This is a genomic window from Nocardiopsis sp. NPDC006139 (assembly GCF_040614155.1).
Lineage (GTDB): Bacteria > Actinomycetota > Actinomycetes > Streptosporangiales > Streptosporangiaceae > Nocardiopsis > Nocardiopsis changdeensis.
In genome coordinates, this window is record NZ_JBEXTT010000007.1 from 1 (window position 1) to 25738 (window position 25738).

Annotated in this window: 24 protein-coding genes; 12 read left to right on the forward strand and 12 right to left on the reverse strand. The window is 74.3% G+C overall.

What is annotated here, in order from left to right; genetic code table 11:
- Positions 1-843 precede the first annotated feature (843 nt).
- The 3 genes from ABZ249_RS10775 (at position 844) to ABZ249_RS10785 (ending at position 2623) form a co-directional block, all read left to right on the forward strand.
- The gene (locus ABZ249_RS10775) at positions 844-1479 is read left to right on the forward strand and encodes a DUF6230 family protein (protein ID WP_355260286.1); all 636 of its coding nucleotides are present in this window, start codon (positions 844-846) and stop codon (positions 1477-1479) included.
- Positions 1470-1856: a DUF6114 domain-containing protein gene (locus tag ABZ249_RS10780; RefSeq protein ID WP_220564067.1), complete on the forward strand. Its 387-nt coding sequence runs from the start codon at positions 1470-1472 to the stop codon at positions 1854-1856. Before ABZ249_RS10775 ends, ABZ249_RS10780 begins: the two co-directional genes overlap by 10 nt.
- 98 nt (positions 1857-1954) lie before the next feature.
- Entirely contained in the window at positions 1955-2623 is a 669-nt protein-coding gene (locus tag ABZ249_RS10785) for a hypothetical protein (RefSeq protein ID WP_220564066.1), read from the forward strand.
- A 69-nt stretch (positions 2624-2692) separates the two neighbouring features.
- On the opposite strand, the gene ABZ249_RS10790 is transcribed toward ABZ249_RS10785, so the two are convergent.
- Positions 2693-3007, reverse strand: coding sequence for a hypothetical protein (locus tag ABZ249_RS10790; RefSeq protein ID WP_355260289.1), 315 nt, complete (start codon positions 3005-3007; stop codon positions 2693-2695).
- Positions 3008-3080: 73 nt separating this feature from the next.
- Positions 3081-4634 carry a sulfite oxidase gene (locus ABZ249_RS10795; protein WP_355260292.1) on the reverse strand — a complete coding sequence of 518 codons (1554 nt, stop codon included), beginning with the start codon at positions 4632-4634 and terminating at the stop codon, positions 3081-3083.
- A gap of 137 nt (positions 4635-4771) precedes the next feature.
- On the opposite strand from ABZ249_RS10795, the gene sigK reads away from it, so the two are divergent.
- The 4 genes from sigK to ABZ249_RS10815 all read left to right on the forward strand — a co-directional run bounded on the left by sigK (position 4772) and on the right by ABZ249_RS10815 (position 8631).
- Entirely contained in the window at positions 4772-5371 is a 600-nt protein-coding gene (sigK, locus tag ABZ249_RS10800) for an ECF RNA polymerase sigma factor SigK (protein WP_355260295.1), read from the forward strand.
- Positions 5368-6090 (forward strand): anti-sigma factor, encoded by a 723-nt coding sequence (locus ABZ249_RS10805; RefSeq protein WP_355260298.1) that lies wholly within the window; start codon positions 5368-5370, stop codon positions 6088-6090. Before sigK ends, ABZ249_RS10805 begins: the two co-directional genes overlap by 4 nt.
- Positions 6091-6311: 221 nt before the next feature.
- Positions 6312-7931: an AMP-binding protein gene (locus tag ABZ249_RS10810; protein ID WP_355260301.1), complete on the forward strand. Its 1620-nt coding sequence runs from the start codon at positions 6312-6314 to the stop codon at positions 7929-7931.
- A gap of 160 nt (positions 7932-8091) precedes the next feature.
- Positions 8092-8631: a MarR family transcriptional regulator gene (locus ABZ249_RS10815; protein ID WP_355260304.1), complete on the forward strand. Its 540-nt coding sequence runs from the start codon at positions 8092-8094 to the stop codon at positions 8629-8631.
- Between the two features lie 154 nt (positions 8632-8785).
- Here ABZ249_RS10815 and ABZ249_RS10820 read toward each other — a convergent pair whose 3' ends face one another.
- Positions 8786-10012, reverse strand: coding sequence for a PHB depolymerase family esterase (locus ABZ249_RS10820; RefSeq protein WP_355260307.1), 1227 nt, complete (start codon positions 10010-10012; stop codon positions 8786-8788).
- A 233-nt stretch (positions 10013-10245) separates the two neighbouring features.
- On the opposite strand from ABZ249_RS10820, the gene ABZ249_RS10825 reads away from it, so the two are divergent.
- A complete protein-coding gene (locus tag ABZ249_RS10825) occupies positions 10246-11073 on the forward strand; it encodes a 3-hydroxybutyrate dehydrogenase (protein ID WP_220564058.1) in 828 nt (275 codons plus the stop codon).
- Complete coding sequence (locus tag ABZ249_RS10830) at positions 11058-13043, forward strand: GAF domain-containing protein (RefSeq protein ID WP_355260310.1); 1986 nt, start codon at positions 11058-11060, stop codon at positions 13041-13043. The genes ABZ249_RS10825 and ABZ249_RS10830 overlap by 16 nt, the downstream gene beginning before the upstream one ends.
- Here the strand turns inward: ABZ249_RS10830 and ABZ249_RS10835 are convergent.
- From ABZ249_RS10835 to ABZ249_RS10860, 6 genes are read right to left on the reverse strand one after another with little or no spacing between them, the layout of a single operon-like run.
- A complete protein-coding gene (locus ABZ249_RS10835; RefSeq protein ID WP_355260313.1) occupies positions 12969-13871 on the reverse strand; it encodes an alpha/beta hydrolase in 903 nt (300 codons plus the stop codon). The two genes, ABZ249_RS10830 and ABZ249_RS10835, sit on opposite strands and share 75 nt — an antisense overlap.
- Positions 13872-13884: 13 nt before the next feature.
- Positions 13885-14997, reverse strand: a complete 1113-nt coding sequence (locus ABZ249_RS10840) for a branched-chain amino acid ABC transporter permease (RefSeq protein WP_355260316.1) — start codon at positions 14995-14997, stop codon at positions 13885-13887.
- The gene (locus ABZ249_RS10845) at positions 14994-15893 is read right to left on the reverse strand and encodes a branched-chain amino acid ABC transporter permease (protein ID WP_220564054.1); all 900 of its coding nucleotides are present in this window, start codon (positions 15891-15893) and stop codon (positions 14994-14996) included. Before ABZ249_RS10845 ends, ABZ249_RS10840 begins: the two co-directional genes overlap by 4 nt.
- Positions 15890-16666, reverse strand: a complete 777-nt coding sequence (locus ABZ249_RS10850; RefSeq protein ID WP_220564053.1) for an ABC transporter ATP-binding protein — start codon at positions 16664-16666, stop codon at positions 15890-15892. The genes ABZ249_RS10845 and ABZ249_RS10850 overlap by 4 nt, the downstream gene beginning before the upstream one ends.
- Entirely contained in the window at positions 16663-17460 is a 798-nt protein-coding gene (locus ABZ249_RS10855) for an ATP-binding cassette domain-containing protein (RefSeq protein WP_220564052.1), read from the reverse strand. Before ABZ249_RS10855 ends, ABZ249_RS10850 begins: the two co-directional genes overlap by 4 nt.
- Positions 17460-18638, reverse strand: coding sequence for a substrate-binding domain-containing protein (locus ABZ249_RS10860; protein ID WP_355260321.1), 1179 nt, complete (start codon positions 18636-18638; stop codon positions 17460-17462). Before ABZ249_RS10860 ends, ABZ249_RS10855 begins: the two co-directional genes overlap by 1 nt.
- A gap of 248 nt (positions 18639-18886) precedes the next feature.
- On the opposite strand from ABZ249_RS10860, the gene ABZ249_RS10865 reads away from it, so the two are divergent.
- Positions 18887-19723, forward strand: coding sequence for an NAD(P)H-binding protein (locus ABZ249_RS10865; RefSeq protein WP_355260324.1), 837 nt, complete (start codon positions 18887-18889; stop codon positions 19721-19723).
- Between the two features lie 73 nt (positions 19724-19796).
- Here ABZ249_RS10865 and ABZ249_RS10870 read toward each other — a convergent pair whose 3' ends face one another.
- Positions 19797-21626, reverse strand: coding sequence for a PASTA domain-containing protein (locus ABZ249_RS10870; protein WP_355260327.1), 1830 nt, complete (start codon positions 21624-21626; stop codon positions 19797-19799).
- 143 nt (positions 21627-21769) lie between these two features.
- Here ABZ249_RS10870 and ABZ249_RS10875 point away from each other — a divergent pair, with 143 nt between their 5' ends.
- A complete protein-coding gene (locus tag ABZ249_RS10875; protein ID WP_355260330.1) occupies positions 21770-22741 on the forward strand; it encodes an ADP-ribosylglycohydrolase family protein in 972 nt (323 codons plus the stop codon).
- A gap of 231 nt (positions 22742-22972) precedes the next feature.
- Positions 22973-23494 carry a YbaK/EbsC family protein gene (locus ABZ249_RS10880; RefSeq protein ID WP_355260333.1) on the forward strand — a complete coding sequence of 174 codons (522 nt, stop codon included), beginning with the start codon at positions 22973-22975 and terminating at the stop codon, positions 23492-23494.
- Between the two features lie 444 nt (positions 23495-23938).
- Here ABZ249_RS10880 and ABZ249_RS10885 read toward each other — a convergent pair whose 3' ends face one another.
- Together ABZ249_RS10885 and ABZ249_RS10890 are read right to left on the reverse strand one after the other, a co-directional pair.
- A complete protein-coding gene (locus ABZ249_RS10885) occupies positions 23939-25012 on the reverse strand; it encodes a CU044_5270 family protein (RefSeq protein WP_355260336.1) in 1074 nt (357 codons plus the stop codon).
- Positions 25009-25593 (reverse strand): sigma-70 family RNA polymerase sigma factor, encoded by a 585-nt coding sequence (locus tag ABZ249_RS10890; protein WP_355260339.1) that lies wholly within the window; start codon positions 25591-25593, stop codon positions 25009-25011. The genes ABZ249_RS10885 and ABZ249_RS10890 overlap by 4 nt, the downstream gene beginning before the upstream one ends.
- Positions 25594-25738 lie beyond the last annotated feature (145 nt).

The following is a 25738-nucleotide window of genomic DNA, read 5'->3' on the forward strand; positions in this document are numbered from 1 at the left end:
ATTCTCGTGTGACGGGGCCAAAACAAACTTGGCTGTAAAAATCGAACACGCGCTGTTGAGTTCTCAAGAAGCAACCGCCCTTCCCGTACAAGCCCCGGAGTCCTTACGGCTCCTGGTTGCTCTTCCGTGGAAGGCGTCTGCGTTTCCGCTTTGTTGTGTCTTCACTTTATCAGTGTTCCCGTTCCCCGCCAAATCGGCGTTTTCCGGGTCCTTCTGATTTCAGTGAAGGCGTGTGCCTCTTTCGAGGCGACCCGACCGAGTTTACATGGTCGAAGCAGTGCTTCGAACCGCTCACTTCGGAAGGGAGTTCGTCGCTGATCCCGGTCCGGTTCCGAGTCGACATCCTGTGGAGCCGCTCGCCGTCCCGTTGGCGACTCGGAGAACACTACCCCCCTCCGGGGGCCGCGGCAAACCGAACCGCCTGTGTCGCCACTCACACGCCGCATCCCCCGCCCCGCAGTGCTTCCGGCTCCCTTCGCGATCGGCCCGCGCCGGCCCCGCTCACCGGTGGACGGGGCTCGCGCGGGGCTTCGCTCACCGGGGTGACAAAACGGCGGGCTCCTCCGGCGGCCGGCGCGTCCGGGTCGGGGGCGGAGGCGGTGCACACGCTCTTCTTTTTCTCGGTCGCCGCACGTCAGAGCCTTTTCGTGAGCAATTGCGGGAATCGCCGGAAACTTCCGGGACCACCCTTGAAATCGCCCTGACCCCGTTCCATGATGTGCAGCATTACCGGCCCTTCATCCGGCCGGTGACCGTGTGCCGTGGTTCGGGGGGACGGCGGGCGCGACGCGGTCGCACGTGTTCGCATCCGTGCCCTGTGCGGGCGCACCCGGAAGGACGTTCATGGACCGCACATCCCCCGAAGAGGTCGGCGCCGACTCCCCCCGGAGCCACACCAGCTGGAAGCGCTTCGCGCTGTTCTGCGTCCCCGCGGGCGTCGCCGTCGGCGGGCTGCTGGTCGCCATGGCGCAGGGCGCCCTGGCCGCCTCGTTCTCCGTGTCCGGGCAGGAGTTCAAGATCTCCGCGGACAGCCTGCACGGCGAGGGCTTCGTCCAGTACGGCTGGCTCGACCAGACCGTCCGCAGGGAGGCCGTCCCCGTCGCGGTCGCCGGGATCCGGGAGGCCGAGATCGTCGGCCTGTGCCAGTCGGTGCTCACCGAGTTCCCCATCGTCGGCGCGATCTCGCTCCGGTTGACCGCCGGCGACCAGGGCTCGCCGGTGACCGCGGAGAACCTGGTCATCGACATGTCGCAGATGGGCGGCGACGCCGAGTTCGAGAACATCGAGATCGGCCGGGACGCCGGGACCCTCGACAAGGGTCCGCGGGGCGCCGCCGGGTTCAACGACCTGTTCGGCATGCAGTCGGACGTCATCGTGGTCGAGGACCTGGAGCAGACCGCCCGGGCCGCGACCGCGGGCACGTTCCGCCTCGCCGATCTGAACCTGGGCGTCAGCCTCGGGGAGGACGAGTGCTTCTGAGCCGGTGGACGGCCTGGCGCAGGCGCCGCCCGTTCGCCGGAGGGCTCCTGATCATCGCCTCCGGGGTGGTCATGGCCTCGCTGGTCGCCATGCCGGTCGAGCTGATGGTGCACACCGGCGTCGGGACCGTCTCCTCGGTGCTGTTCGGGGGCATGCTCGTCGTCCTGGGGCTGGTCACCTGGTTCACCCCCGCCCAGCACGTCATCACGGGTTCCCTCGCGGGGTTCCTCGGGCTGGGCGCGCTGGTCCTGTCCAACCTGGGCGGTCTGGTGGTGGGGACGCTGCTGGCGCTGGTCGGCGGCGGTCTGGCCTTCGCCTGGCGGCCCGTGGCACGGCCGCCGCGGCGCGGGGCCCGGCGGGACCGGTCCGGGGCCTGAGACCACCGGGACGGGCGCCGCCCGTCCCGGTCCGTCCGGAAAACCACGGCTACCGAATGGCGCGCATCCCTGGCACAAGTCCTCTCTTAGGAGTGTTCATGTCGGTTCCGCGACCGAGATCCCGCACCTACTCCTTGCTCGCCCTGACCGGCGCCGCCCTGCTGCTGCCCGGCGGCACCGCGCTGGCCGCCCAGGCCGGTCCGACGACGGTCGAGCCGGCCGGGGCCGCGTTCTCCGCGTCCCTGTCCGGCAGCGCCACCTTCACCGCCGGGAGCGTCGTGATCACCTGCGACGTCTCGGCCACCGACCCCGGCGGCGGGAACAACCTCGTGCCCGCCGCCCCGGGCAACCACAACCCGGACGGCGCCGTGTCCGGGCCGATCAACGCGCCCACGTTCGAGGACTGCTCGACGAACGTGCTGTTCGTGGACGCGACCGTCACGGTGGCGGACCCGGTGTGGGAGATGTCCATGCAGAACGGCTCCCCGTCGGTGGGCACCATGACCGTCCCCGCGGGCGGGATCGTGGTGACCACCAGCGGCCTGGCCTCGTGCACCGCGACGGTGAGCCCCGACGCCCCGGTCGGGGTGTCGGGCACCTGGACGAACGGCTCGCCCGCTTCGACGCTGGCCTTCGACACCTCCGCCCCGGTGGTGGTGGAGGGCGGCTTCGGCTGCCCGGTGGAGGCCACGGAGTCGGGCTTCACCGCGACCTACCTGGTGACGAACGCCGACGACCCGTCCTCGCCGATCACCGTGACCGGCTGACGCACGCGGCCGGCGGCCCCCGTTCCGCTCCGGGGAGCGGTCGGGGGCCGTCGCCCGGGCGCGGGGGTGTCAGCCCTCGTCGTCCATGGGCTCCTCCGACATCTCGCCGTCCATGGGGTCCTCTTCGGACATGTCGTCCTCCATGGGCTCCTCGGACATGGAGTCGTCCCCGGACATGTCGTCCGTCATCTCGCCGGACTCCTCCGTCCCGTCCTCCATCGGCTCCTCGGACATCTCGTCGTCCATGGGCTCCTCGGACATCTCCTCGGTGTCGACCGGGCCGCCCTCTGCGGTGTTCTCGCATGCGGCGACGCCGAACACGGCGACACCGGCGATGGCCCCGGCGGCGAGCAGGCGGCGGGCCCTGTGGAAGGTGGTGGGCATCTCCGGTTCCTCTTCTCTCGGTTCCCCGGCCCTCGGTCCGGGCCGGGGTCGCCCCCGTGCGGGGGGCGGGGTCTCAGGCCACGGTCACGGTGACGCTGTGGTGGCCGGTGGCCCCGTCCGGCGCGGGAGGCGCCTGGTCGGGGGTCTGGGTCCGGCCGGCGCGGTCGGTGGCGCGGACGGCGATGCGGTGCCCGCCCGGTTCGGCGTCCCATTCCAGGACCCACTGGCGCCAGGTGTCGGCGGTCCCCTCCGGCGCGAGCCGGGCCTCGGTCCAGGGGCCGCCGTCGATGCTGACCTCGACCCTGTCGATGCCGGTGTGCTGGGCCCAGGCGACCCCGGCCACGGTGGTGGGGCCCGGCGGGAGGTCCGCCCCCTCGCGGGGGGTGTCGATGCGGGACTGCGTCTTGACCGGTCCCCGGGCCGCCCAGCCGCGGGGGACCCAGTAGGCGTCGAAGGAGTCGAACGTGGTCAGCTCGATGTCGACGATCCACTTGCAGGCCGACACGTAGCCGTAGAGCCCGGGGACGACCATGCGGACGGGGAAACCGTGCTCGCGGGGGAGGGGGCGGCCGTTCATGCCGACCGCGAGCATGGCGTCGCGCCCGTCCATGGCGTCGGCGACCGGGGTGCCGATGGTCATCCCGTCCTCGGATCGGGAGACCAGCTGGTCGGCGGGGCCTCCGTCGGCGGGGGAGCGCACCCCGGCCTGTGCCAGCAGGGAGGCGAGGGGGACGCCGGTCCACCGGGCGTTGCCGATGTACTCGCCGCCGACGGGGTTGGACACGCAGGCGAGGGTGATGTCGCGTTCGCGGAGGTCGGGGTGGCCGAGCAGGTCGTCGTAGGTGAGCACGAGCTCGTCGCGGACCCCGAGGCCGTGGATGCGCAGCGACCAGGCGGTGGCGTCGATGCGGGGCACGGACAGGGCCGTGTCGATGCGGTAGAAGTCGGCGTCGGGGGTGAAGTGCGGGGCGAGCCCGTCGATCTCCAGGTCGATGCCGTCCGGCAGGGGCGCGGCGCGGTCGCCGGGGACGGGCAGGGTGACGTCGGCGGGGGTGAGGCCGCCCCGGCCGGCGGGGGCCAGCCGGGCTCCGGCGGCGACCGCGGCCGAGGCCGCCGCGGCGGTTCCGGCCAGGAGGACGAACCTGCGCCGGTCGAAGCCTCCCCGGCCGTCCCCGCCGGGCGGGGCGGGGGTCCGGGTGAGGAGGGTGAGGACCGCGGCGAAGGCGGCGGCGCCCGCCAGGGTGGGCAGGGCGTCGAGAGGTCCGGCGTCGGGCCGGGTCAGTGCGGCGGTGAGGCCGACGGCGGTGAACAGGACCGTCCCCGTGATCGCGGCGGCGCGCCTGCGTACGGCGGCGATGCCGATGAGCACGGCCGCGCAGGCCAGGAGGACGGCGATGCCGCCGAGCAGGACGGGTTTGTCCGCTGTACCGAACGTGTCCACGGCGAACTGCTTGAGGGGGAGGGGCACCAGGTCGATGACGCCGGCGCCGACCGCCTGGAGCGGTCTCGCCGCGGGGCGGGACACGAGGGCGCCGACGGCCTCGGCCGCGGCCAGGGCGGCGCCCGCGGACACGAGTCCCGCGACGGCTGCCGGGACCGCGGGGAGGCTGCTCGGTGTGTCGGTCATGCCCCTCGTTCGGAGCCGGTTCCGGGAGGGCGACACGTCTTCGGGTAACAGAAGGATCACGGATCCGCGGACGGGGTCTCCCGGCGCCCCTCTGGTCCGAACCCCGGGGTGAACGAACAGGGAAGGCTGGTGGTCCGGTGATACGGGCGGGATCGCACCCGGCTCCGGAAGGGGCGGGGACATGGCGGGGCGACCCTCTGGCGGAGCCGCTGGGCCGGGTCGCCCTGGGCGACCTGGAAGCGTTCGAAGAGGTGTACCGGGAGCTGTCGGGGCCGGTCTTCGGGGTGGCCAGGCGGGTGCTGGTGGACACTGCGCAGGCGGAGGAGGTGTGCCAGGAGGTCTTCCTGGAGGTGTGGCGGACGGGTTCGCGGCACGATCCGGAGCTGGGGAGCGTGGCGGCGTGGGTGTGCACCATCGCCCACCGCAGGGCGGTGGACCGGGTCCGGTCGGAGCAGGCGGCGTCGGACAGGCTGTCGGCGGCGGGCCGGCTGGAGCCGGGGGCGACCCCGCACGACGCGGTGCCCGAGCAGGTGGAGAACCGCCTGGAGCAGGAGAAGGTGCGCCGCTGCCTGCGGCGGCTGACCGAGGGGCAGCGTGAGGCGGTCCGCCTCACCTACTACACCGGGTACACGCAGCGGCAGGCCGCCGACCTGCTGCGGGTGCCGCTGACCACCGTCAAGGGCAGGCTCCGCGACGGGTTGATCAAGTTGAGGGACTGCCTGGGGGTGGCGGTGTGAGACGGACCGGGGAGCACGGGCTGACGGCCGGGTACGCCGTCCACGCGTTGGAGCCGGAGGAGGCCCGCCGGGCGGAGCGGCACCTCGCGGAGTGCGAGGACTGCCGCCGGGACCTCGCCGAGTTCCGCGAGACCACGGCCAGGCTGGCGCGTGCCGAGGCGGTCCGGCCCGGGGAGCAGGTGTGGCGGGCCCTGCGCGCCGAGGCGGAGCGGACCCGGCAGGAGCCGCCGCGCCGTGCCGGGCAGGCCGGCGGGCGCGCCCGGGTCCGGAACCTGGCGCGGTGGGCCCCGTGGGGGCTGGCCGCGGCGCTGGCCCTGTTCTGCACGGTGCTGGCCGGGGCCCTGGTGTCGGCCAACGAGCGGCTGGCCGCGCAGGAGGCCCGGGCGGCGGAGATGGAGGCGCTGCTGGCCGCGTCCGACACGAACATGATGGAGGCCCCGCTGGGGGACGCCCGCGCGACGCTGTTCGCCTCGTACGACCGGGATGCCGCTGTCCTGGTGGTGGAGGGGCTGCCGCGGGCGCCGGAGGGGATGGACTACCGGATGTGGTGGTTCTCGGGCGGCGAGGTGCGTCCGGCCGGCGTGCTGGAGGCCTCGGACGGCGGGCACCACGCGGGGCTGGCCGGGGGGATGGGCTCGCCGGACCAGCTGTGGGTGTCCCTGGAGCCGGAAGGGGAGAGGGCGGAGCCGAGCGGGGAGGAGCTCACCATCGACATGTGAGGCGACGTGTCGACACGCGGTGTCGACATGCGGTGTCGACATGTCGGCGGGGCGACCGTGTCCCGAAGTGACAAGGAACGGCGGGTGACCGCTCATCCGCGTACGGAGAAACGCTCCGCCCCGTCGCCTACGGTCGCAGTATTTCCGGGTGGTCCACGCGGCGAAGGCCGCCCGGTGAGGCGCGGAAGGCTTCGCCCGTCCCCGTACCCCCCGGAGACAGCATGGCTACCGATGGTCCGTCCCGTGTACGACACACCTTCGAGGTGGCCCGGGTCCTGGTGCGCGCGGGCGTCCTCGCGCCGGGCCGCCCGGACAGGATCGCCCGACAGCTGCGCGCCCTCAGGACGTGGGGGGCGACGATCGCGGGCGGATACGCGGCCGCCGAGGAGCGCGCCCCCGACCACGCCGCGGTCGTCGACGAGCGCGGGGAGAGCACCTTCGCGGTGATGAACCTGCGCGGGCGTGCGCTGGCCCGCTCGTTGCGGGAGGCGGGCGCGGGTCCCCAGAGCCGGGTGGGGCTGCTGTGTCGCAATCACAGCGGTTTCGTGCAGACGATGATCGCCTGCGGCCGCCTGGGCGCGGACACGGTGCTGCTGAACACGGGCCTTTCGGCACCGCAGCTGGCGGACGTGGCGCAGGCCAACGGGATCACCGTGCTGGTGGCCGACGAGGAGTTCGCGGAGCTGTGCGCGCTCATCCCGGCGCAGATCCCGCGGCTGACGGCGTGGAGCGACTCCGGCGCCTCGGACCTGGCGTGGGGGAGCGTCCCCCTGGACGGCGCGGACCAGGAGCCGCCCGGGAGCCCGGGTCGGCTGATCGTGCTGACGTCGGGGACGACTGGTACGCCCAAGGGTGCCCGGCGGCCCACCCCGCGGGGCCCGCAGGACGCCGCGTCGATCCTGTCGCGGATCCCGCTGCGGTCCTCGGACCGGATCCTGGTGTCGGCGCCCGCCTTCCACGCCTGGGGGCTGGCGGGGGTGCAGCTGGGGATGACGATGCGGGCGACCCTGGTGATGCGGCGGGTGTTCGAGCCGGAGGACGTGCTGCGGACGGTCCAGGAGCAGCGGTGCACGGCGCTGTTCGCGGTGCCGGTGATGCTGCAGAGGATCCTCGACCTGCCCAGGTCGACGCGGGCCGCCTACGACACGTCGTCGCTGCGGATCGTGGCGGTGAGCGGGTCGGCGATGAGCCCCAAGCTGATCACGGGCTTCATGGACGAGTTCGGGGACGTGCTCTACAACCTGTACGGGTCCACCGAGGTGTCGTGGGCGACGATCGCGACGCCGCAGGACATGCGCACCTCGCCGACGACGGCGGGGCGGGCGCCTCTGGGGACCCGGCTGGCGGTGGTGGACGCCGACGGGGCGGAGCTGCCGCCGGGGCGGGAGGGGTCGATCTTCGTCGGCAACGCGATGCTGTTCGACGGGTACACCAACGGCAGGAGCAAGCGGGTGGCCGACGGTCTCATGGAGACCGGGGACCGGGGGTACATCGACGCGGACGGGCTGCTGCACGTGGCCGGCCGGGACGACGACATGATCGTCTCCGGCGGGGAGAACGTGTTCCCGCGTCCGGTGGAGGAGGCGATCGTCGCCCTCCCGGGCGTGCGCGAGGTCGTGGTGGCGGGGGTGCCGGACGAGGAGTTCGGCCAGCGCTTCGCGGCGTTCGTGGTGCCGCACGAGGGCGCGTCGCCGGACCCGAACGAGATCCGGATGCGGGTGCGCGGGGTGCTGGGCCGGTTCTCGGTGCCCCGGGACGTGGTGTTCCTGGAGGAGCTGCCGCGCAACGCCGCCGGAAAGGTGGTCAAGCGCAGGCTTCCGTTCGACGTTCCGCGCCAGTGACGGCGGGGTCCGGGTGCCGTCCCCTCCCCGGGCCCGGGCGTGCGGAAATGCCGGACCATGAAAGGAATCCGAATCCTCGGGGAATTGGGTTCCTTTTTTCCTCGCGTGCAAGACATTTGTGTGCTTTGACATCGGGTACGGGGTTACTACCATGTTGCCGATGCCCGACCGACCTGAAACGTCCGAGGACGATTTCCCCCTCCCCCGCGTCGATGAGCAGATGTGTTTCGCTCTCTACGCCGCTTCGCGTGCGGTCACCAACCTCTACCGGCCGCTCCTGGAGCCTTTGAACCTCACCTATCCCCAGTACCTCGTGATGATGCTGCTGTGGGAGCGGGGGGAGTGCTCGGTCAAGGACGTGTGCTCGGCGCTCCAGCTGGACTACGGCACACTCACCCCGCTGCTGAAGCGGCTGGAGGCGCGCGGGCTGCTGGACCGCGGCCGGGATCCGCGCGACGAGCGGTCGGTGCTGGTCGCGCTCACCCCGTCCGGTGCTCGGATGCGGGAGCTGGCCGAGGGGATCCCGGAGGCGGTCGGGGAGGCCATCGACCTCCCCGAGGAGGAGTTCGAGGCCACCCGGCTGGCCCTGCGGCGGCTGACCGGGAACGTGCTGGGCGGCCGCGCCCGGATGCCCGCGCGGCTCGCCGCGCTCGCCGGGGAGGGCGCCCGCGGGGCGCCGGACCCCGGCACACAGGACTGACAGGCCCGAGAGGTGCCTGTCTCCGTCACCGCGCCCGTTCGGGGATGAACGCGGCGACGGGCGGTCCGGGCGCCGCGGGGGTCGTGCCCGGCCCGGGACCGGCGGGCGGGCCGGGGAGGGATCCCCGGCCCGCCCGCTCCCGTTTCCCGGGGGCTCAGCAGGCGCCGGGGGTGTTCTCCCAGTACCCGGCCGAGGTCTCGGTGAGGGAGGTCGTCACGAACACGTTCCACAGGCCGAGCGGGTCGTCGGAGCCGGCGGCGTAGGCCAGGCCGAGCCGCTGGACGGCGCGGCCCGCCCGGACGTGGTCGTAGTTGGTGGCGCGCACGCACTCCCCGGACCCGGGGTCCTCGGTGGGCTCCTCCGTTGGCGGGTCGGTGGGATCGGGGCCGGGGCCGTCGGCCAGCCCCCAGAACCCCGCGGTGTACCCCGTGGAGCAGACCGAGGCGAGGAAGTACGCGCCCGCGGTGCCGCAGCCCGAGGCCGGGTCGACGGGGGTGCCGTGCCCCAGCCCGGAGACCGAGTAGTGCGCGACCCGCGCCGAGGCGGCGTCGGCCCCGCCGTAGTAGGACGCGGTGGTGGACCCCGGCAGCGACTCGGTGGCGGTGGGGGAGCCGGAGATGCCGTGGACGTCGGTCCACTGCCGCACGCTGCCGGTGCCGTTGGCGGGGGCGACGGTGGTGTCGGAGGTGCCGTGCCAGACGGCCACGCGCGGCCAGGACCCGGTCCACCCGGGGTTCTTGGCGCGGACCCTGTCGCCCCACTGCTGCGGGGTCTGGGTCCGGCCGGGGTTCATGCAGGTGAAGGCGTCGATCATGCTCGAGGCGCAGCCGGTGGGGATCCCGGCGACGATGGAGCCCCCGGCGAAGAGGTCGGGGTAGGCCGACAGCACCTCGCTCACCATGGCACCGCCGGCGGACAGGCCGGAGGCGTACACGCGGTCGGCGTCCAGACCGTGGGCGGACACGGTGTGCTCCACCATGGACCGGACCGAGCGGGCCTCCCCGGAGTCGCGGGCGACGTCGCCGGGCTCGAACCAGTTGAAGCAGCGGTTGGCGTTGTTGGCGGTCTTCTGCTCGGCGTAGGCGAGGGCGAACCCGCCCGCGTCGGCGGCCTGCGCCCAGCCGGAGTGGCGGTGGTAGGCGGCCGCGTCCTGGGCGCAGCCGTGGAAGAGCAGCACCAGGGGCGCGTCGGCTGACAGCCCGTCGGGCACGTACGTGTACAGGGAGAGGTTGCCGGGATTGGTACCGAACGAGGTGACGGGGGTGAGGGCGGCGGCGTGCGCGCGGGGCGCCAGGGCGGCCAGCAGTGCGGCGGCCGTGACGAGGACGGTGGCCAGGGCGAGGGCGAGGGGCACCCGCGCCCGGCGGGCGGCGGAGTCCATGGGGGTTGCCTCCTGGGATACGGCGTGAGCGGGGGGTTCGGCCGAACCGTTGCCCGGACCCTAACGCGCGTGTGACCCATGCGACATGTAGCAGAGACCCCGATCACACGCCACTGTCCAGTGCGAACCCCACAGGGGGCTCCGGGGGCATGGCCGATGTCCACATGTCCGAGTCCGGTGGTGTGTCCCCGCCTCCTATCCCCCGGCCGCGCGCTCGGGCCTACCTTGCTGCCATGACGACGCACGAGTTCCCGGCGGATACGGCGCGGCGCGCCCCCCGGACCCCCTCCCCCCGGCCCGCGGAGCGCACCGCCCGGGTCGACCTGACCGGCAAGACCGCCTTCGTCTCGGGTGCCGCCGGCGGCATCGGCCGGGCCTGCGCCCTGCGCCTGGCCGACGCGGGCGCCTCCGTGCGTCTGGCCGACGTGGACGCCGACGCCCTCGGCGCCCTGGCCGACCGGGGTGTGGGCGAGCCGGTCGTACTGGACCTGACCGACCTCGACGCCGCCGAGGAGGCCGCGCGGGGCTGCGACATCGTCGTGAACAACGCCGGCGTGCAGACGGTCTCGCCGGTGCAGGACTTCCCTCCCGAGCGGTTCTCGTTCATCCTTCGTCTCATGGTCGAGTCGCCTTTCCGGCTGGTGCGCGGCGCCCTGCCGCACATGTACGGGCGGGGCTGGGGAAGGATCGTCAACATCTCCTCGGTGCACGGGCTGCGCGCCTCGGCCTACAAGTCGGCGTACGTGACGGCCAAGCACGGGCTGGAGGGGTTCTCCAAGGTGGTGGCGCTGGAGGGGGCCCCACACGGGGTGACCTCCAACTGTGTGAACCCGGGATACGTGCGCACGGCGCTGGTGGAGAAGCAGATCGCGGACCAGGCGGCGGCGCACGGCATCCCCGAGGAGCGGGTGGTGTCGGAGGTGCTGCTGGCACGGACCCCGCTGAAGAGGTTGATCGAACCGGAAGAGGTGGCCGAGCTGGTCGCCTACCTGTGTGGTGACGACGCGTCGTACATCAACGGGGCGTCGCTGCCGGTGGACGGAGCATGGAGCGCGAGCTGAACACGACCCCTTCCCGGCCCGGCGACGACCCGGCGGGCGTCGCCGGCCAGGCCCCCTTCCTGGACCTGCTGCTGCGCGACGCGCCGGCGGTGGAGTACGAGCGCCCGGTGCTGCGGGCCCGCGCCCAGGGCGCGGACCCGGAGGTGGTGGCGGCCCTGGAGGCGGCCAAGCTGACCGCGCTTCGCGTGCGGTCGGTGATGCGGGACCGGCAGCGCCGTGAGTCGGAGCTGAGCGCCCTGTTCGAGACCGCCAACGACCTGGCGGGGATGCGCAGCCTCGACCAGGTGCTGCGGGCGATCGTGGAGCGGGCGCGCAACCTGCTGGGCACCGACATCGCGTACCTGACGCTGAGCGACCCGGAGGCGGGCGGCACCGTGATGCGGGTGACGTCGGGGTCGGTGTCGGCGTCGTTCCAGCAGCTGCGGCTGGGCGCGGGCAAGGGGCTGGGCGGCCTGGTGGCCAAGACGGCGCTGCCGTACGTGACGGCCAACTACTTCGCCGACCCGCGGTTCGCCCACGCGGAGAACATCGACCACGCGGTGCGCGAGGAGGGCCTGGTGGCCATCCTGGGCGTCCCGTTGAAGATGAACGGCCGGGACGTGGGGGTCCTGTTCGCGGCGAACCGGCGGGAGCGGCCGTTCGCGCACTCGGAGGTGGCGCTGCTGTCGTCGCTGGCCACACACGCGGCGATCGCGATCGACAGCGCCAACCTCATCGACGACACCCGGCGGGCGCTGGACGAGCTGCACACCGTCAACGAGCGGTTGCAGCGGCACACGGCGTCGGTGGAGCGGTCGGCGGCCGCCCACGACCGGCTCACCGACCTGGTGCTGCGCGGCGGCGGGGTGCGGGAGGTGGCGGCGGCGATCGCCGAGGTGCTGGGCGGGTCGGTGACGGTCCGGGACGTGACCACGGACGTGACGGTGACGGCGACCCCGCAGGGGTCGGTGACCGAGAGTTCGCACCCGCCGGAGCCGGACGGGGCCGTGGAGGAGGCGGTGAGGGCGGCGCTGGCGAGCGGCCGCGCGGTGCGCGCCGGGAACGCCTGGGTGGCGTCGGCCGCGGCGGGCAGCGAACCGTTGGGCACACTGGTGCTGCGCGGGGTGGAGCTGGACGAGACCGACCAGCGGGTGCTGGAGCGGGCGGCGATGGTGACGGCCCTGCTGCTGCTGATCCGCCGTTCGGTGAGCGAGACCGAGCACCGGGTGCGCGGCGACCTGCTCAACGAGCTGCTGGAGACCCCGGCGCGCGACCCGGGTTCGCTGCGGGAGCGCGCGGCCCTGCTGCACGCGGACCTGGACGCACCGCACGTGCTGGTGGTGGCCGAGGCTCCGGGCGCCGACCCGGGGCGGCTGCGGTCGGCGGCCACGCACGTGGCCGAGACCACCGGCGGGCTGGCCGGGAGCCGGGCGGGGCGGCTGGTGCTGGCGCTGCCGGGGACCGACCCCAGGGCCGCGGGGCGGCGTGCGGCCGAGGAGCTGGCCCTGGCGGCCGGGGGTGCGCCGGTGACGGTGGGGCTGGCCGGGCCGACGGGCGGCCCGGAGCGGTTCCGGCCGGCGTTCGCCGAGGCGGCGCGGTGCGTGCAGACGCTGCGGGCGCTGGGCCGGGAGGGCGACCTGGCGACCGCCGAGGACCTGGGGTTCTCGGGGCTGCTGCTGGGCCGGGACCGGGACGTGCCGGGGTTCGTGCGGTCCGCGCTGGGTCCGCTGCTGGAGTACGACGAGCGGCGCGGGACCGTGCTGGTGGAGACGCTGAAGGCGTATTTCGCGGCCGGGGGCAACCTGTCCAGGGCCCGCACCGCGCTGCACATCCACGTGAACACGGTGTCGCAGCGCCTGGAGCGGATCGGCCAGCTCCTCGGGGAGGACTGGCAGCACCCCGACCGCGCGCTGGAGCTACAGCTGGCCCTGCACCTGCACGGTCTCCTGGACAAGGGTGTGGACCTGCTCGGCGAGCAGCCGGGCGGTTGAGGAGAACAGCGGCGTGTAGTGGTTGTCGTCGGGGAGTTCGACGGTGGCCAGGGTGTCGGGCAGGCCGGCGAGGCGCTCGGGCGTGTACAGCCCGGGCGTTTCGTCCATGAGCCCGCGCGCCGTCCACAGCAGGCGGGCGGGGACGGTGAGCCGGTGGATCGCGCCGAGGACCTCCGTGTCGGACAGGACCTGCCCGCCGTCGACCCGCACGGCCGCCTCGTCGCAGGTGGAGCGCAGCTCGGGGGCGGTCCCGGTGAGGTCGCGCAGGACGTAGTCGTCGGCCCAGGGGTTCCACCGACCGGCGAAGGCCGGGTGCCTCTGCCAGAACGCCCGGTAGTCGTCGGGGGAGCCGAAGGTCATGCGCAGCCGGGCCATGGCCGGGCCCAGGACGGCGTCGATGTCGGTCCCGGCGGGGACGGGGAGCCCGTGGCCGCCGTCGACGAGCAGCAGCCCGGCCACCCGGTCGGGGTGGCGCACGGCGGCCAGGCAGGCCACGAACGCGCCCATGGAGTGGCCGACCCAGACGGTCCGCTCCACGCCCAGGTGGTCCAGGACGGCGACGAGGTCGTCCGTGTGGGCGGCCAGGCCGTGCGGGCCGGGCAGGGTGCCGCTGGCCCCGCGCCCGCGCAGGTCGGGCGCGTGCAGCGGGGGGCCGCCGCGGGCGGCCAGCTCGGCCGCGGTCCGGGCGAAGGAGTGGCCATTGGCGGTGATGCCGTGGACGGCCAGGACGGGGACGCCGGGGCCGTCACCCCACCGGGTGACGGCCAGGTCGCCCCCGGGGACGGGGACGGTGTACTCGTCCCCGCCGACCGGGGTGGTGTCGCTCATGCGGATATCCCTCTCACTCGTGTGCGGTCCGGCGGCCGCGCAGCGCGGACCGGACCCGCCCGGGCAGCGCGGTCAGGCCGCCGGGGAAGAAGAAGACCATCAGGACGAAGAGCGCGCCGAGGATGAACAGGGGCTGCGACAGCGGGGCGGCGATCCAGTCGGGCAGGGCCGAGAAGGCCTCCCCGCCCGCCTGGCGCAGCCGGTGCTCGGCGTAGGTGTACAGCCCGGCGCCCAGCACCGCGCCCCAGCGGCTGCCCGCCCCGCCCAGGGCCACCATCACCAGCAGGGTGAGCGTGAACTCGGCGGTGGTGATGGTGGGCGTGACCCCGCCGGTGACCAGCAGGTAGACCACGCCGCCCAGGGAGGCCAGGCCGCCGCCGACGGTGAACGCCGCCAGCTTGTACGGGTAGGGGTCGACGCCCAGCACCGCGACGCGCTGCTCGTTGGCGCGGATGCCCTGCCAGACCCGGCCCACCGGGGAGGCCGACAGCCACCACACCATGACGGTCGCTAGCGCGGCGTAGGCGAGCGCCGCCCAGTACAGGTTGGCGGTGTCCATGACGCCCACGAACGCGTCGGGGACCACGGCGGTGTTGAGCGACAGGCCCTCCTCGCCGCCGGTCACCCGGCCCGGGTCGCGGGCCACCAGGATGGACCCGGCCTGGGCGAACGCCAGGGTGACCATGGCCATCGCGATGCCGTTGACCCGCAGTGCCACCGCTCCCAGCAGCAGGGACAGCAGGGTTCCGGCCAGGACGGAGACCAGCGCCGCCCACAGCAGGGGCAGCTCCAGGATCCGCATCAGGAGCGCGGCCGTGTAGGCGCCGCAGGCGAAGTACAGGGCGTGCCCGAAGGACAGCAGCCCCACCCTCCCGTACAGCAGGTCGTAGCTGGTGGCCAGGCCGCCGAACACCAGGCAGAACGCGAGCAGGTGCAGGGTGGCCGGGCTGTTGAGGGCGCCCTCGAACAGGCCGGGGACCGTCAGGGTGGAGAAGGGCAGGGTGGCCAGGACCACCAGCACGGCGGCAGGGCCGGCCCAGCGGGGGAGTCGGCGCCGCCCGCCCGCGGCCGGGGCCGCGGTGTCGTCGGCCCGGGCGGCCGCCCGGGGTTCGGTCTCGGTGATCATGCCACCCTCTCCGCGGACTTCTTGGCGGCCAGTCCGCCCTGCCGGGTGAGCAGCACCAGGGCGAGGACGATGACCACGGCGATGTCGCCGAGTCCGGCGACGGTGTAGTAGTTGGCGAACTGCTGGACCAGGGCGACGGTCACGGAGGCGATCGCGCAGCCGGTCAGGGAGGTGGTGCCGCCGATGACCACGACGATGAACGCGAAGATCAGCAGCGACATCCCCTGGGTGGGGGTGACCACGCCGTAGTAGAGGCCGCCCAGCGCCCCGGCCAGCGCGGCCGCGGCGCCGCCGATGGCGAACACCAGGGTGAACGACCTGCGCACGTCGATGCCCAGGGCGGTGACCATGGCCCGGTCCTGGACCCCGGCGCGGACGATGAGCCCGTAGCGGGTGCGGGAGTTGAACAGCCACAGGGCGGTGAACAGGGCTGCCGCGGCGAGGATGAGCAGCAGCCGGTCCCTGGGGATGCTGGCGCCGAGCACCTCGACGGTGCCCCGGACCAGGTCCGGCTTGGGGAAGGTCAGCGGGTCGGCGCCCCAGACGGCCTGGAGGAGCGCCGGGGTGGCCAGGCTGAGGCCGACCGTGGCGAGGATCTGCTCGCGGTGCCTGCCGTAGAGCGGGCGGATGACGCACAGTTCGACGAGGGTGGCGGCCAGGGTCCCGGCGGCGACGCCGAACACCAGGGCCAGCAGGAACCCGGGCCCGTCGGGGCCGGCCCCGGGCAGGAAGTTCGCCGCCCACCACGTGCCGTAGGCGCCCAGGGCGAGGAACGCCCCGTGCGCGAAGTTGAGCACGTCCATGAGGCCGAAGATCAGCGACAGTCCGGAGGCGATGAGGAAGTAGAGGGCGCCCAGGCCGAGCCCGGTGACGATGAGGAGGACCACGGTGCTCACGCGGTCGGCCTCCCTTCGGTGTCGGCGGCCGTGCCCGTGGCGGGCGCGGCGGCGGGGGCGGCCGCCGCGCGGGACACGCCCAGGAGTTCGCGGACGCGGTCGGCGTCGTCCAGGAGGTCCGGGACGGGGCCGGTGTGGACGACCCGGCCGGCGTCCAGGACGACGGCGTCGCCCCCGACCCGGCGGACCAGGGACAGGTTCTGTTCGACCAGCAGCACCGGCACCTCCTCGGCGGCGCGGGCCACCGCGTCGGCGACCTCGCGGACGATCCGGGGGGCCAGGCCCTTGGTGGGCTCGTCGACGATGAGGAGGCGGTTGTCGTTGAGCAGGGCGCGGCCGATGGCGAGCATCTGCTGCTGGCCGCCGGAGAGGGTGCCCGCGGGCTGGTCCCTGCGCGCGGCGAGCTCGGGGAACAGTTCGTGGACGAGGCCGTAGCGGTGGGGTCCGGGGCGCCGCTCGGCGATGCGCAGGTTCTCGGCGACGGTGAGGGCGGCGAAGATCCCGCGTTCCTCGGGGACGTAGCCGATGCCCCGGGAGACGATGGCGTGGGTGGGCTCGGCGGTGGTGTCGGCGCCGTCGAAGACCACCCGGCCGGTGCGGGGCACCAGGCCCAGGACGGCCTTGACGGTGGTGGTCTTGCCGACGCCGTTGCGGCCGAGCAGGGAGGTGACGCCGCGTTCGGGCATGGCGAAGGAGACGCCCTGGAGGATGTGGGAGCCCTCGATCCACACGTTGAGGTCGACCGCCTCCAGCAGCGGTCCGGCGGCGGTCACGCCCCGTCCCCGAGGTAGGCGGCCTGGACGTCGGGGTCGGCCATGGCGGAGTCGGGGTCGGTGAAGGCGAGCAGTGCGCCGTGGTGCATCACGGCCAGCCGGTCGGCCATGTCGAGGAGCACCTCCATGTGGTGTTCGACCATGAGGACCGTGCATCCCTGTTCGCGGTGCACGTCCCGGATGACGGTGGTGAGTTCGCCGACCTCCCCGGCGCTGACCCCGGCCATGGGCTCGTCCAGGAGGATGAGCCGGGGGCGGCGGGCCAGCAGCAGGGCGAGTTCGAGCTTGCGCTTGTCGCCGTGGGAGAGGTCTCCGGCCGGTGCGGCGGCGCGGTGGGAGAGGCGGACCAGGTCCAGGGCGGCGGCCGCCTCGGGGCCGCCGTCCCCGGCGCGCTTCCAGAACCTGCGGGAGTCGCCGGTGCGGGCCTGGACGGCCAGGCCGACGTTGGCGCCGACGGTGAGGTCGGCGAAGACGCTGGAGGTCTGGAAGGTGCGGCCCATGCCCAGGCGGGCCCGCTTGTACGGGGCGTACCGGGTGATGTCGGCGCCGCCCAGGGAGACCGTGCCCGCGGTGGGCCGGGTGAGGCCGGACACGAGGTTGAACAGGGAGGTCTTGCCGGCGCCGTTGGGTCCGATGAGGGCGACGAACTCGCCCTCGGCGACGTGCATGGTGATGTCGTCGACGATGACGGCGCCGCCGACCGACCAGCTCAGGTGGTCCAGGGCCAGGGAGGTGGCCGCGGCCGCGCCGGGCGCGGCGGCGGTGGCCGCGCCCGCGGGGGTGTCGGTGGCCATCACCCCTCCGCGACGACGGGCTCGACGTCGGCGGCGGGGATCTCCGCGACCAGCTCGGGCTCGGCGGAGTCGCCGGACCCGACCAGCTCGACCTGGTACATGGGCTGGAGCAGGGCGTGGTCCTCGGCGCGGATGGTCAGCTCGCCCTTGACGCCGTCGAAGGTCCAGCCCTCCAGGGCGGCGACGCGGTCGGCGGTGGTGTCGCCCTCGGTGGCGGCGTGGACGATCATCTGGGCGGCGGTGAAGCCGTCGGGGGTGAACAGGTCGACGGTGCCGCCCGCCTCCTCGACGCGTTCGCGCATGGCCTGAGCGGCCTCGGTGTCGGAGGCGCCGTCGAAGTAGTGGGACAGGAACGAGATGTCGCCGCCGGCCTCGCCGAAGACCGGGTAGGACGCCCTGATGTCCAGGCCGGTGACGACCTCGGTGTCGGCGAGGACGCCCTGCTGGTCCAGGGCCTGCCACATGGCGGCGGCGGTCTCCCCGGCCCAGGCGACGAACACCAGGTCGGCGTCGGCCTTGCCGACCTGCTCGGCGAAGGGGGTGAGGTCGGTGGTGTCCGCCGGGGCCAGGATGCTGTCGACCTCGGCTCCCTCCCCGCCCAGGACGGCGGTGACGGCGTCGACGTTGGCCTGGCCGAAGGTGCCCTGCTGGGCGAACACGACGACCTTGGAGCCCTCGGCGTCGTCCATGAAGCTGCCCGCGGCGAGGATGTCCTGGTAGGTCTGGCGGCCGGAGCGGAAGGTGTTGGCGTTGATGCCGGTGACGGCGTCGGTGGCGGCCGGGCCGGAGATGAAGAGGATGTCGTCCTGTTCGGCCAACGGGGCGACCTGGACGGCGATGCCCGAGGCGGTGGACCCGGCGATGATGTCGTGGCCGGTGCCGATGAGCTCGCGGGCGGCGGAAACCGCGGCGGTGGGGTCGCCGCCGTCGTCCATGTACTCGACCTCGACGGCGCGGCCGTCGATCTCCATGGTGCCGCCGGTGGCGTAGTCGAGTCCGGCCTCCAGGCCCTGCCTGTACTGCTCGCCGTAGGTGGCCAGCGGGCCGGTGGCCGAGTAGACGATGCCGATCCTGACGGGCCCGTCCCCGCCCCCTCCCGCGGCCTCGCCGGGGCTGCCGCAGGCGGTGAGGGCGAGGACGACCGCGCAGGAGGCGGCGGTCAGGGGGGTCTTGCGCATTTCTCTTCCTCCAGTCGGCACCGCCTCGTCACGATCGCCCGCGCTGGGGGATGGGGTGCCAACCCGAAGGTAGAGCTACGGTGATCCGTTTCACATGTACATGTGACATACATTCGGGCGCGAACCGGTGTAGAGGGGCGCCATAGGGTCCTTTCGGGAACCTCGGGCCTTGACCTCAACATTTGTTGAGGAACCAGGCTGTCCTCCGACGGCCGGGCGATCCGGCCGCGGAACCGAGGGGAACGACCATGGAGCGACCCGTACTGGTGACCGGGGCGACGGGTAACACCGGCCGGCACGTGGTGGCCGGACTGCTGGCCGAGGGCGTGCCCGTGCGCGCCCTGGTCCGCCGGGAGGACCACGGCCTGCCGGCCGGGGTGGAGGCCGTGACCGGCGACGTCACCGACCCGGAGGCGGTGGCCCGTGCGGCGGAGGGCGTCCGGGCCGCCTACCTGGTGTGGCCGCTGATGACGGCGGAGGGGGTGGGGCCGGTGGCGGCGGCGCTGGCCCGGCACGCGGACCGCGTCGTCTACCTTTCGGCGGCGCAGGCCGGTGGCGGGGACCCCGGCGAGCGGGGGTCGTGGGGCGCGGTGGAGGACGTGGTCCGGGACTCCGGGGCGGAGTGGGTCTTCCTGCGGGTGACCGGGCTGTCCGCCAACGCGCTCCAGTGGTCCGGGCGGGTCCGCACCGGCACGGTGCGGGCCCCGTACGGGGACGCGCGGCGGTCCCTGGTGCACGAGCGCGACGTCGCCGAGGTGGCGGTGCGGGCCCTGGTCGACGAGGGGCACGCGGGCAGGGCCTACCTGATGACCGGCCCGGAGGCGGTGTCCCAGCGGGACCAGGTGCGGATGCTCGGCGAGGCCGTCGGCGTGGCGGCGCGGTGGGAGGAGCAGCCCCGGGAGGAGGCGGCGGCGGAGCTCACCGCCCTGTTCGGGGACGCCGGGTACGCGGAGGCGGCGCTGGAGTACTGGGCCTCACTGGCCGAGCGCCCCGAGGAGGTGTCGGGGGACGTCGAGAGGGTGCTCGGCCGCCCGGCGCTGCCCTTCTCCCGGTGGGCGCGCGACCGCGCCGACGACTTCCGCTGACCGCGCCGCGCGGCGCCCGGCGCCGGGCCCGGGCCGCACCCGGGGCGGGCGCGGCGCGGGCCCGGCGCCGGGCTCAGCAGCGGCCGCGGTCGGACCAGGGGCCCCAGAGCGTGCCGGAGTCGGGCTCGTTGTCCTGGTTCCACCAGCGGGACTCGTACTCGCGGCCGTTGTGGCTGACCCGCTCCCCCTCCTCATAGGTGGTGCCGGGGCTCCAGGCGGGCGCGGAGCAGGAGTGGTCGTCCCAGCCTCCGCCCTGGCCTCCGCCGTGCCCGTCGTTGTGCCCGCCGCCGTCCCCGTCGTCGGACTCCTCGTCGCGGTCGCCTTCGGACTCCTCCGAGGGGGTCTCCGACGGGGACTCCGAGGGCTCCTCCTCGGGCTCCGGGCCGGTCGAGACGGTCACCGAGACCTCGCCCTCCTCGGGCAGGATCGACCCCGGCTCGGGGTTCTGGGCGCTGACCCCGCCCGGTTCGACGGTCTCGTGGTGCTGCTCGACGACCACCGCGGTCAGGCCGACCCGGGTGAGGGCGTCCACGGCCTCCTCCTGCGTCATCCCGTCCAGCGAGGGGACGATGACGCCCTCGCTGACCCGGATGACCACCGGGTCCTCGCGGTCGCCCTCCCGTCCCGCGGCGGGCTCGGTGGCCAGGACGGTCCCCGGCAGCTGCTCGGCGGAGTGCTCCTGGACGACGTCGATGCGGGTGAACCCCGCCTCGCGCAGCAGGTCGCGGGCCTCGTTCTCGGTGTCGCCGACCACGTCAGGGACATCCGCGTGGCGGGGTCCGACGGACAGCGCCAGCATGACCGCGTCGCCCTCGGCCAGGACGGCGCCCGGGCCCGGCTCGCTGCCCGCGACCCCGCCCGGCTCGACGGTGTCGTGGTAGGTGTCCCGGAAGCGGACCACCAGCCCCAGGCCGAGCGATTCCAGCCGCGCCTCCGCCTCCTCCGCGGCGACCCCCGCCAGGTCGGGGAGGGTGGCCTCGGGCTCGCGGGGGAACAGCGCCCACCCGGTCGCGAACAGGGCGGCGACCAGCAGCACGGCGGCCGCCAGCCCGGGGACGCGGCGCCGCAGCGGTCCGCGGCGGGGTGCGGGGAGCTCGGCGGCGGCGATCGGGATGGGGCGGGTGGTGTCGGCGCCGCCCTCCTCCAACGGCCGGGACAGCGACCGCATCACCTGCTCGACCAGGGTGAGGTACTGGCCCGCGTCGCGGGGCCGGTAACGCGGGTTGGGGTCGGTCGCGTTGGCGACCAGCATGTCCAGGTCCGGCGGCAGGGAGTCCACCAGCGCCGAGGGGCGCAGCGGGCGCGCCTCGCCGGGGTCGGCCGGCTCGCCGGTGATGAGCGCGTGCAGGAGCAGGCCCACCGCGCGCACGTCGGTCCGGGTGTCGGGTGCCTCGTCCTCGGCGGCGTCGAAGAGGAGCGGGAAGCCGGTGATGCCCGCCCTCCCGTCGTCGCCGACGACGACCCGGTCGGGGGTCAGGGCGCCGTGCACGATCCCCTGGGCGTGGGCGGCGTCGAGCGCCTCCAGGACGGAGGCGATGACGGTGAGCGCCCGGTGCGGCTCGTGGACGGGGGAGGTGCCGTCCAGGACCTCGGCGAGGGGTTCGCCGCGAAGGTACTCGTTGACGGCGTAGACGCGGTCCCCGTCGCGGCCGTGGTCGAGGAACCGGGCCAGGCCCGGGTGGGAGACGGCCTCCAGGTGCTGCGCCCTGCCGCGGAAGGCGTGCACGGCCGGCGCGTCGCCGACCAGCCACGGGTGCAGGACGGTGACGACGACGGTCGTCCCGGTGGCGCGGTCGTGGGCCGCGTAGGCGCTCCCCGAGGCATCACTGCGAAGGCGCTCCCCGAGGACGTAGCGTCCGTCCAGGACCGCGCCGGAGTGGGGATCGGGGGTGGGGGTCTCCATGAATCGGAATTGTACGGGCCGGAATTCCGGAATTCGGCTCTGATTTCACCCCGTACCGGTTCGCTCACCCGAACTCCCCGGTGGAGGCCGGAACGGTAATGTCGGCGCTGTCCGCCCTTCCCCCGAACCGTTGCGAGGCGACCGTGCAGACCCCGCCCACCGGAAGCATCGAGGACCGCGCCCTGGGCGTCCTGCTGGGCGCCGCCTGCGGCGACGCGCTGGGCGTGCCCTACGAGTTCGGCCCCACGCTGTCCGAGCGCCGGGTGCCGGAGATGATCGGCGGCGGCCTGGGCCCCTACGCACCCGGGGAGTACTCCGACGACACCCAGATGACGGTGTGCATCGCCCATGCGCTGCGCGACCACGACGACCCGCTGTCCGCCGGGGCGCTGCGCGCGACCGCCGACGCCTTCCTGGAGTGGGCGAACGGCGGGGCCACCGACATCGGCAACCAGACCCGCCGGGTGATGGGCGGTGCCGGGGGCGCCTTCCGCCGCCCGGAGGTCGCCGAGGTGATGGCGGCGTACGCCGCGTCCATGTTCGAGGAGGGGGTGGCGAGCGCGGGCAACGGGTCGCTGATGCGCACCGGGCCGCTGGCCCTGGCCTACCTGCGCGACCCGGAGGGGCTGGCCCGGGCCGCCGACGCCTACAGCCTCCTGACCCACGGGGACCCGCTGGCCTCGCAGGCCTGCGTGCTGTGGTGCGAGGGGATCCGCCGGGCCGTGCTGGAGGGCACCCTGGACGGCGTCCGCGACGGGGTGGAACTGCTGCCGGAGGACGCGCGCGGCCGCTGGAAGACCTGGCTGGACGAGGCGGAGTCGGCGGCGCCGCACACGTTCGCGAACAACGGGTTCGTGGTGAGCGCGCTCCAGGCGGCGTGGTCGGCCCTCACCCGCAACCCGGAGGGGTACGTGGCGGCCGTGCACGCGGCGGTGCGGGCGGGCAACGACACCGACACCGTCGCGGCGATCGCCGGTGCGCTGGCCGGGGCCCGGTGGGGCCTGTCGGGGATCCCGGCGGGGTACGTGTCGGCGGTGCACGGGTGGCCCGGGTACCGGTCCGACGACCTGGCCGGACTCGCCCTGGAGATCCTGCGGCGGCATTCCGCGTCGTAGGTCCCTAGGGCGTGTTCGGCGGATCATTCCGGGTCGCGGCCGCGAGGCCTCCTCTCGCCGCGCCGCCCGCGCTCGGACGGCCGAACCCGGGCCGACCTGCGCCGGTCCTCCTGCGAGAGATCGCCTCGCGGCCGCTCCCGGCATTCGGCGCAAGCGCCGAAACGCTCGAAAGCATCCACCGAACACGCCCTAGGCTGGGGCCGTCCGGAACACGAAACGAGGAGCATGCCCATGTCCGTGTCGTTGAACTGGGTGGACGCCGGCGAGCAGGAGCACCTGATGGCCGCCCCCGTCCGGGAGGCCGTCCGGGGCCACGCCGAGGTGCGGGTCGCGCCGATCGACCCGAACCTGGCGGACACCGCGGCCTTCTGCACCCACTACGGGATGACGCTGGAGACCAGCGCGAACTGCGTGGTGGTGGCGGCCAAGCGCGGCGGCGAGACCACCTACGCGGCGTGCATGGTCCTGGCCACCGACCGGGCCGACGTCAACGGCGTGGTCCGCCGCCACCTGGGCGCGCGCAAGGCGTCGTTCGCGCCGATGGCGGAGGCCACGGGGCTGACCGGGATGGAGTACGGCGGGATCACCCCGTTCGGGCTGCCGCGGGAGTGGCCGATCCTGGTGGACGAGGCCGTGGCGGCCACCCCGTACGTGGTGGTGGGCAGCGGGCTGCGCCGGTCCAAGCTGTGGGTGCCGGGCAAGCTCGTGGCCGCCCTCCCGGGCGCCGAGGTCGTCCCGCTCGCCCAGCACTGACCCGCGGCCCGGTCCCGGGTCCCACGGGCCCGGCGGTGTGCCCGGTTCCGGCCGGGCGGACCGGCCCCGGGTCTCGCGGACCGGGGGACGGGCACGACACCGAGCACCACGAGGACCCCGCCTCGGCGGGGGAGCCCCGGGCCCGTCCACAGGCTGTGGATGGACTCCGCCGGGCAGCCCGGTCCGGGTCTCGCGGACCGGGGGACGGGCACGACACCGAGCACCACGAGGACCCCGCCTCGGCGGGGGAGCCCCCGGCCCCGAGTCCCGCAGCCCCGGCGGCGAGCACGGCGCCGAACGCCACGAGGGCCCCGCCTCGGCGGAGGAGCCCTCGGCCCCAGGCCCCGCAGGTCGGGGGCGGGTACAGCGCCAGCGCCACGAGGCCCCCGCCGCGGCGGGGGCCCGGGTCCGTCCACAGGCTGTGGACGGACCCGACCGGGCGGCTCAGGGCCGGTCCTCGACCTCCGGGACCCAGGCCGTCTCCACGATCACCGAGTAGTGGTTGACCAGGGGCAGCTCCACCCCCTCGGGCTGCTCGTACTCCGACTCCACCGCGACGACCTCGAAGTAGAGCGGCATCCCGGTGTCGGCGTCGAACATGATCCGGCGCTCCAGGGTCTCCTCGCCCTCCTCCTCCACCAGGAAGAGCTCGCCCTCGCGCCCGTACCGGTCCTCGGACGGGCCCGCGTAGAGCACGCCCTCGTGCCCGGCCAGCACCCGCAGCACGGCCGACTGGACCCGCGGGTCGACGGGGGCCTCGGTGTACAGGCTCTGGAGCGCGTAGAAGAGGGTCGCCTCCGGCGTGCCGGCGTCGAACCCGGCCCCGTCGACCAGCTGCTCCTCCAATTCCTCCGGGTCGGTGGACAGCGTGTCCGGCTCCCAGGTGAAGAACATCCCGTCGCCGCCCTCGCCGTCCCCCCATTCGAAGCGCTCGGTGCCGTCGCCGAACAGGAAGCCCAGCGGGCCCTCGTCCCCGCCGACGTGCTCCGGCTCTCGGGGCACGGACAGCTCCACCCCGGACTCGTCGGGGGCCCGCCACACGCTGCGCTCCTCCGGCAGGATCCCCCAGCCGACCCGTCCGCTGTCCACGTCCTGCGAGTACGTGAACGTCCACTCCGAGGTCCGCACGTACGCCACGTCCCCGTCGCGTGCGGGCGGCTCCGCCGCCGCGGCGGCGCGGGCCAGGTCGAGCAGGTGCTCCCGCCCCCCGGTGCGTTCGGAGGCGGGCACGTCCAGCGGGGCGGGCGGCGGCTCCGCGTACGCGGGCCGTCCGCTCTGGAGCGACACCGGGACGACGACCGCGACGGCCGTCAGCGCGGCGGCGGCCCCGATGAGGGCCGGACGCAGGAGGCGGCGGGGCCGCGCCGGGGCGCCTCCCGGCCGGTGCCCGGCGGCGATGACCTCGATCCGGGACAGCTCGCGCGCGGCCGCGTCCTCCGGATACCCGGCGGCCGGGTCGTGCCCGGCGAACAGGCGCCGGACGGCGGCGACGTCGTCGTTGAACGCGGTGTCCTTCATGGGTTCTCCTTCAGGGCGGTGCGGGCGGGGGTCCGGGGGGCGGCCGCGGGGCGGCGCTCCCCGTCGGGGGGCGGCTGGTCCAGGAAGCGCTCGATCCGCCGCCGCGCCCGGTACAGCCGCACACGGGCCGTGGCGGTGGTGCAGCCCAGCACCCGGGCGGCGTCGCGCACCTCCAGCCCCTCCCAGGCCAGGAGCATGATCAGCTCCCGGTCGGTCTCGCCGAGCCGCCCCAGCGCCCGCAGCGCGCTGTCGCGTTCGGCCACCGCCCCGGTCGGGTCCGGCGCGCCCGGCTCCCGGTGGTCGCCCTCGGGGAAGGGGGTCGACATCTCTCCTTGTCGCCTCAGCTCCCGGAACCGGGCCCGCACGATGTTGCGGGCCACCCCGTACAGCCACGGCAGCGGCTCGTCCCGGGGCACCCGGTCGAACCGGCGCCAGGCGACGGAGAAGGTCTCCGCCGCGACGTCGTCGGCCGCGTCCGGGCCCAGCCTCCGCAGGGCGTAGCGCCGGACGTCGTCGTAGTGGCCGGTGAAGAAGCGGGTGAACAGTCCACCCGCCCCCTCCTCCGTGTCATCGCCGCTCATCCCTCTCCTCTCGGTGTGCCGTCACCCCTCTTCTGTCGGCGGCGGGCCGTTCATTACACGGCATTTTCGAGATGTCGACAGAACCACCTGTCCGCACGTCCACATGGTGGGAAAACGCAGGTGGCGGCGGACGCGACCGGCCGGG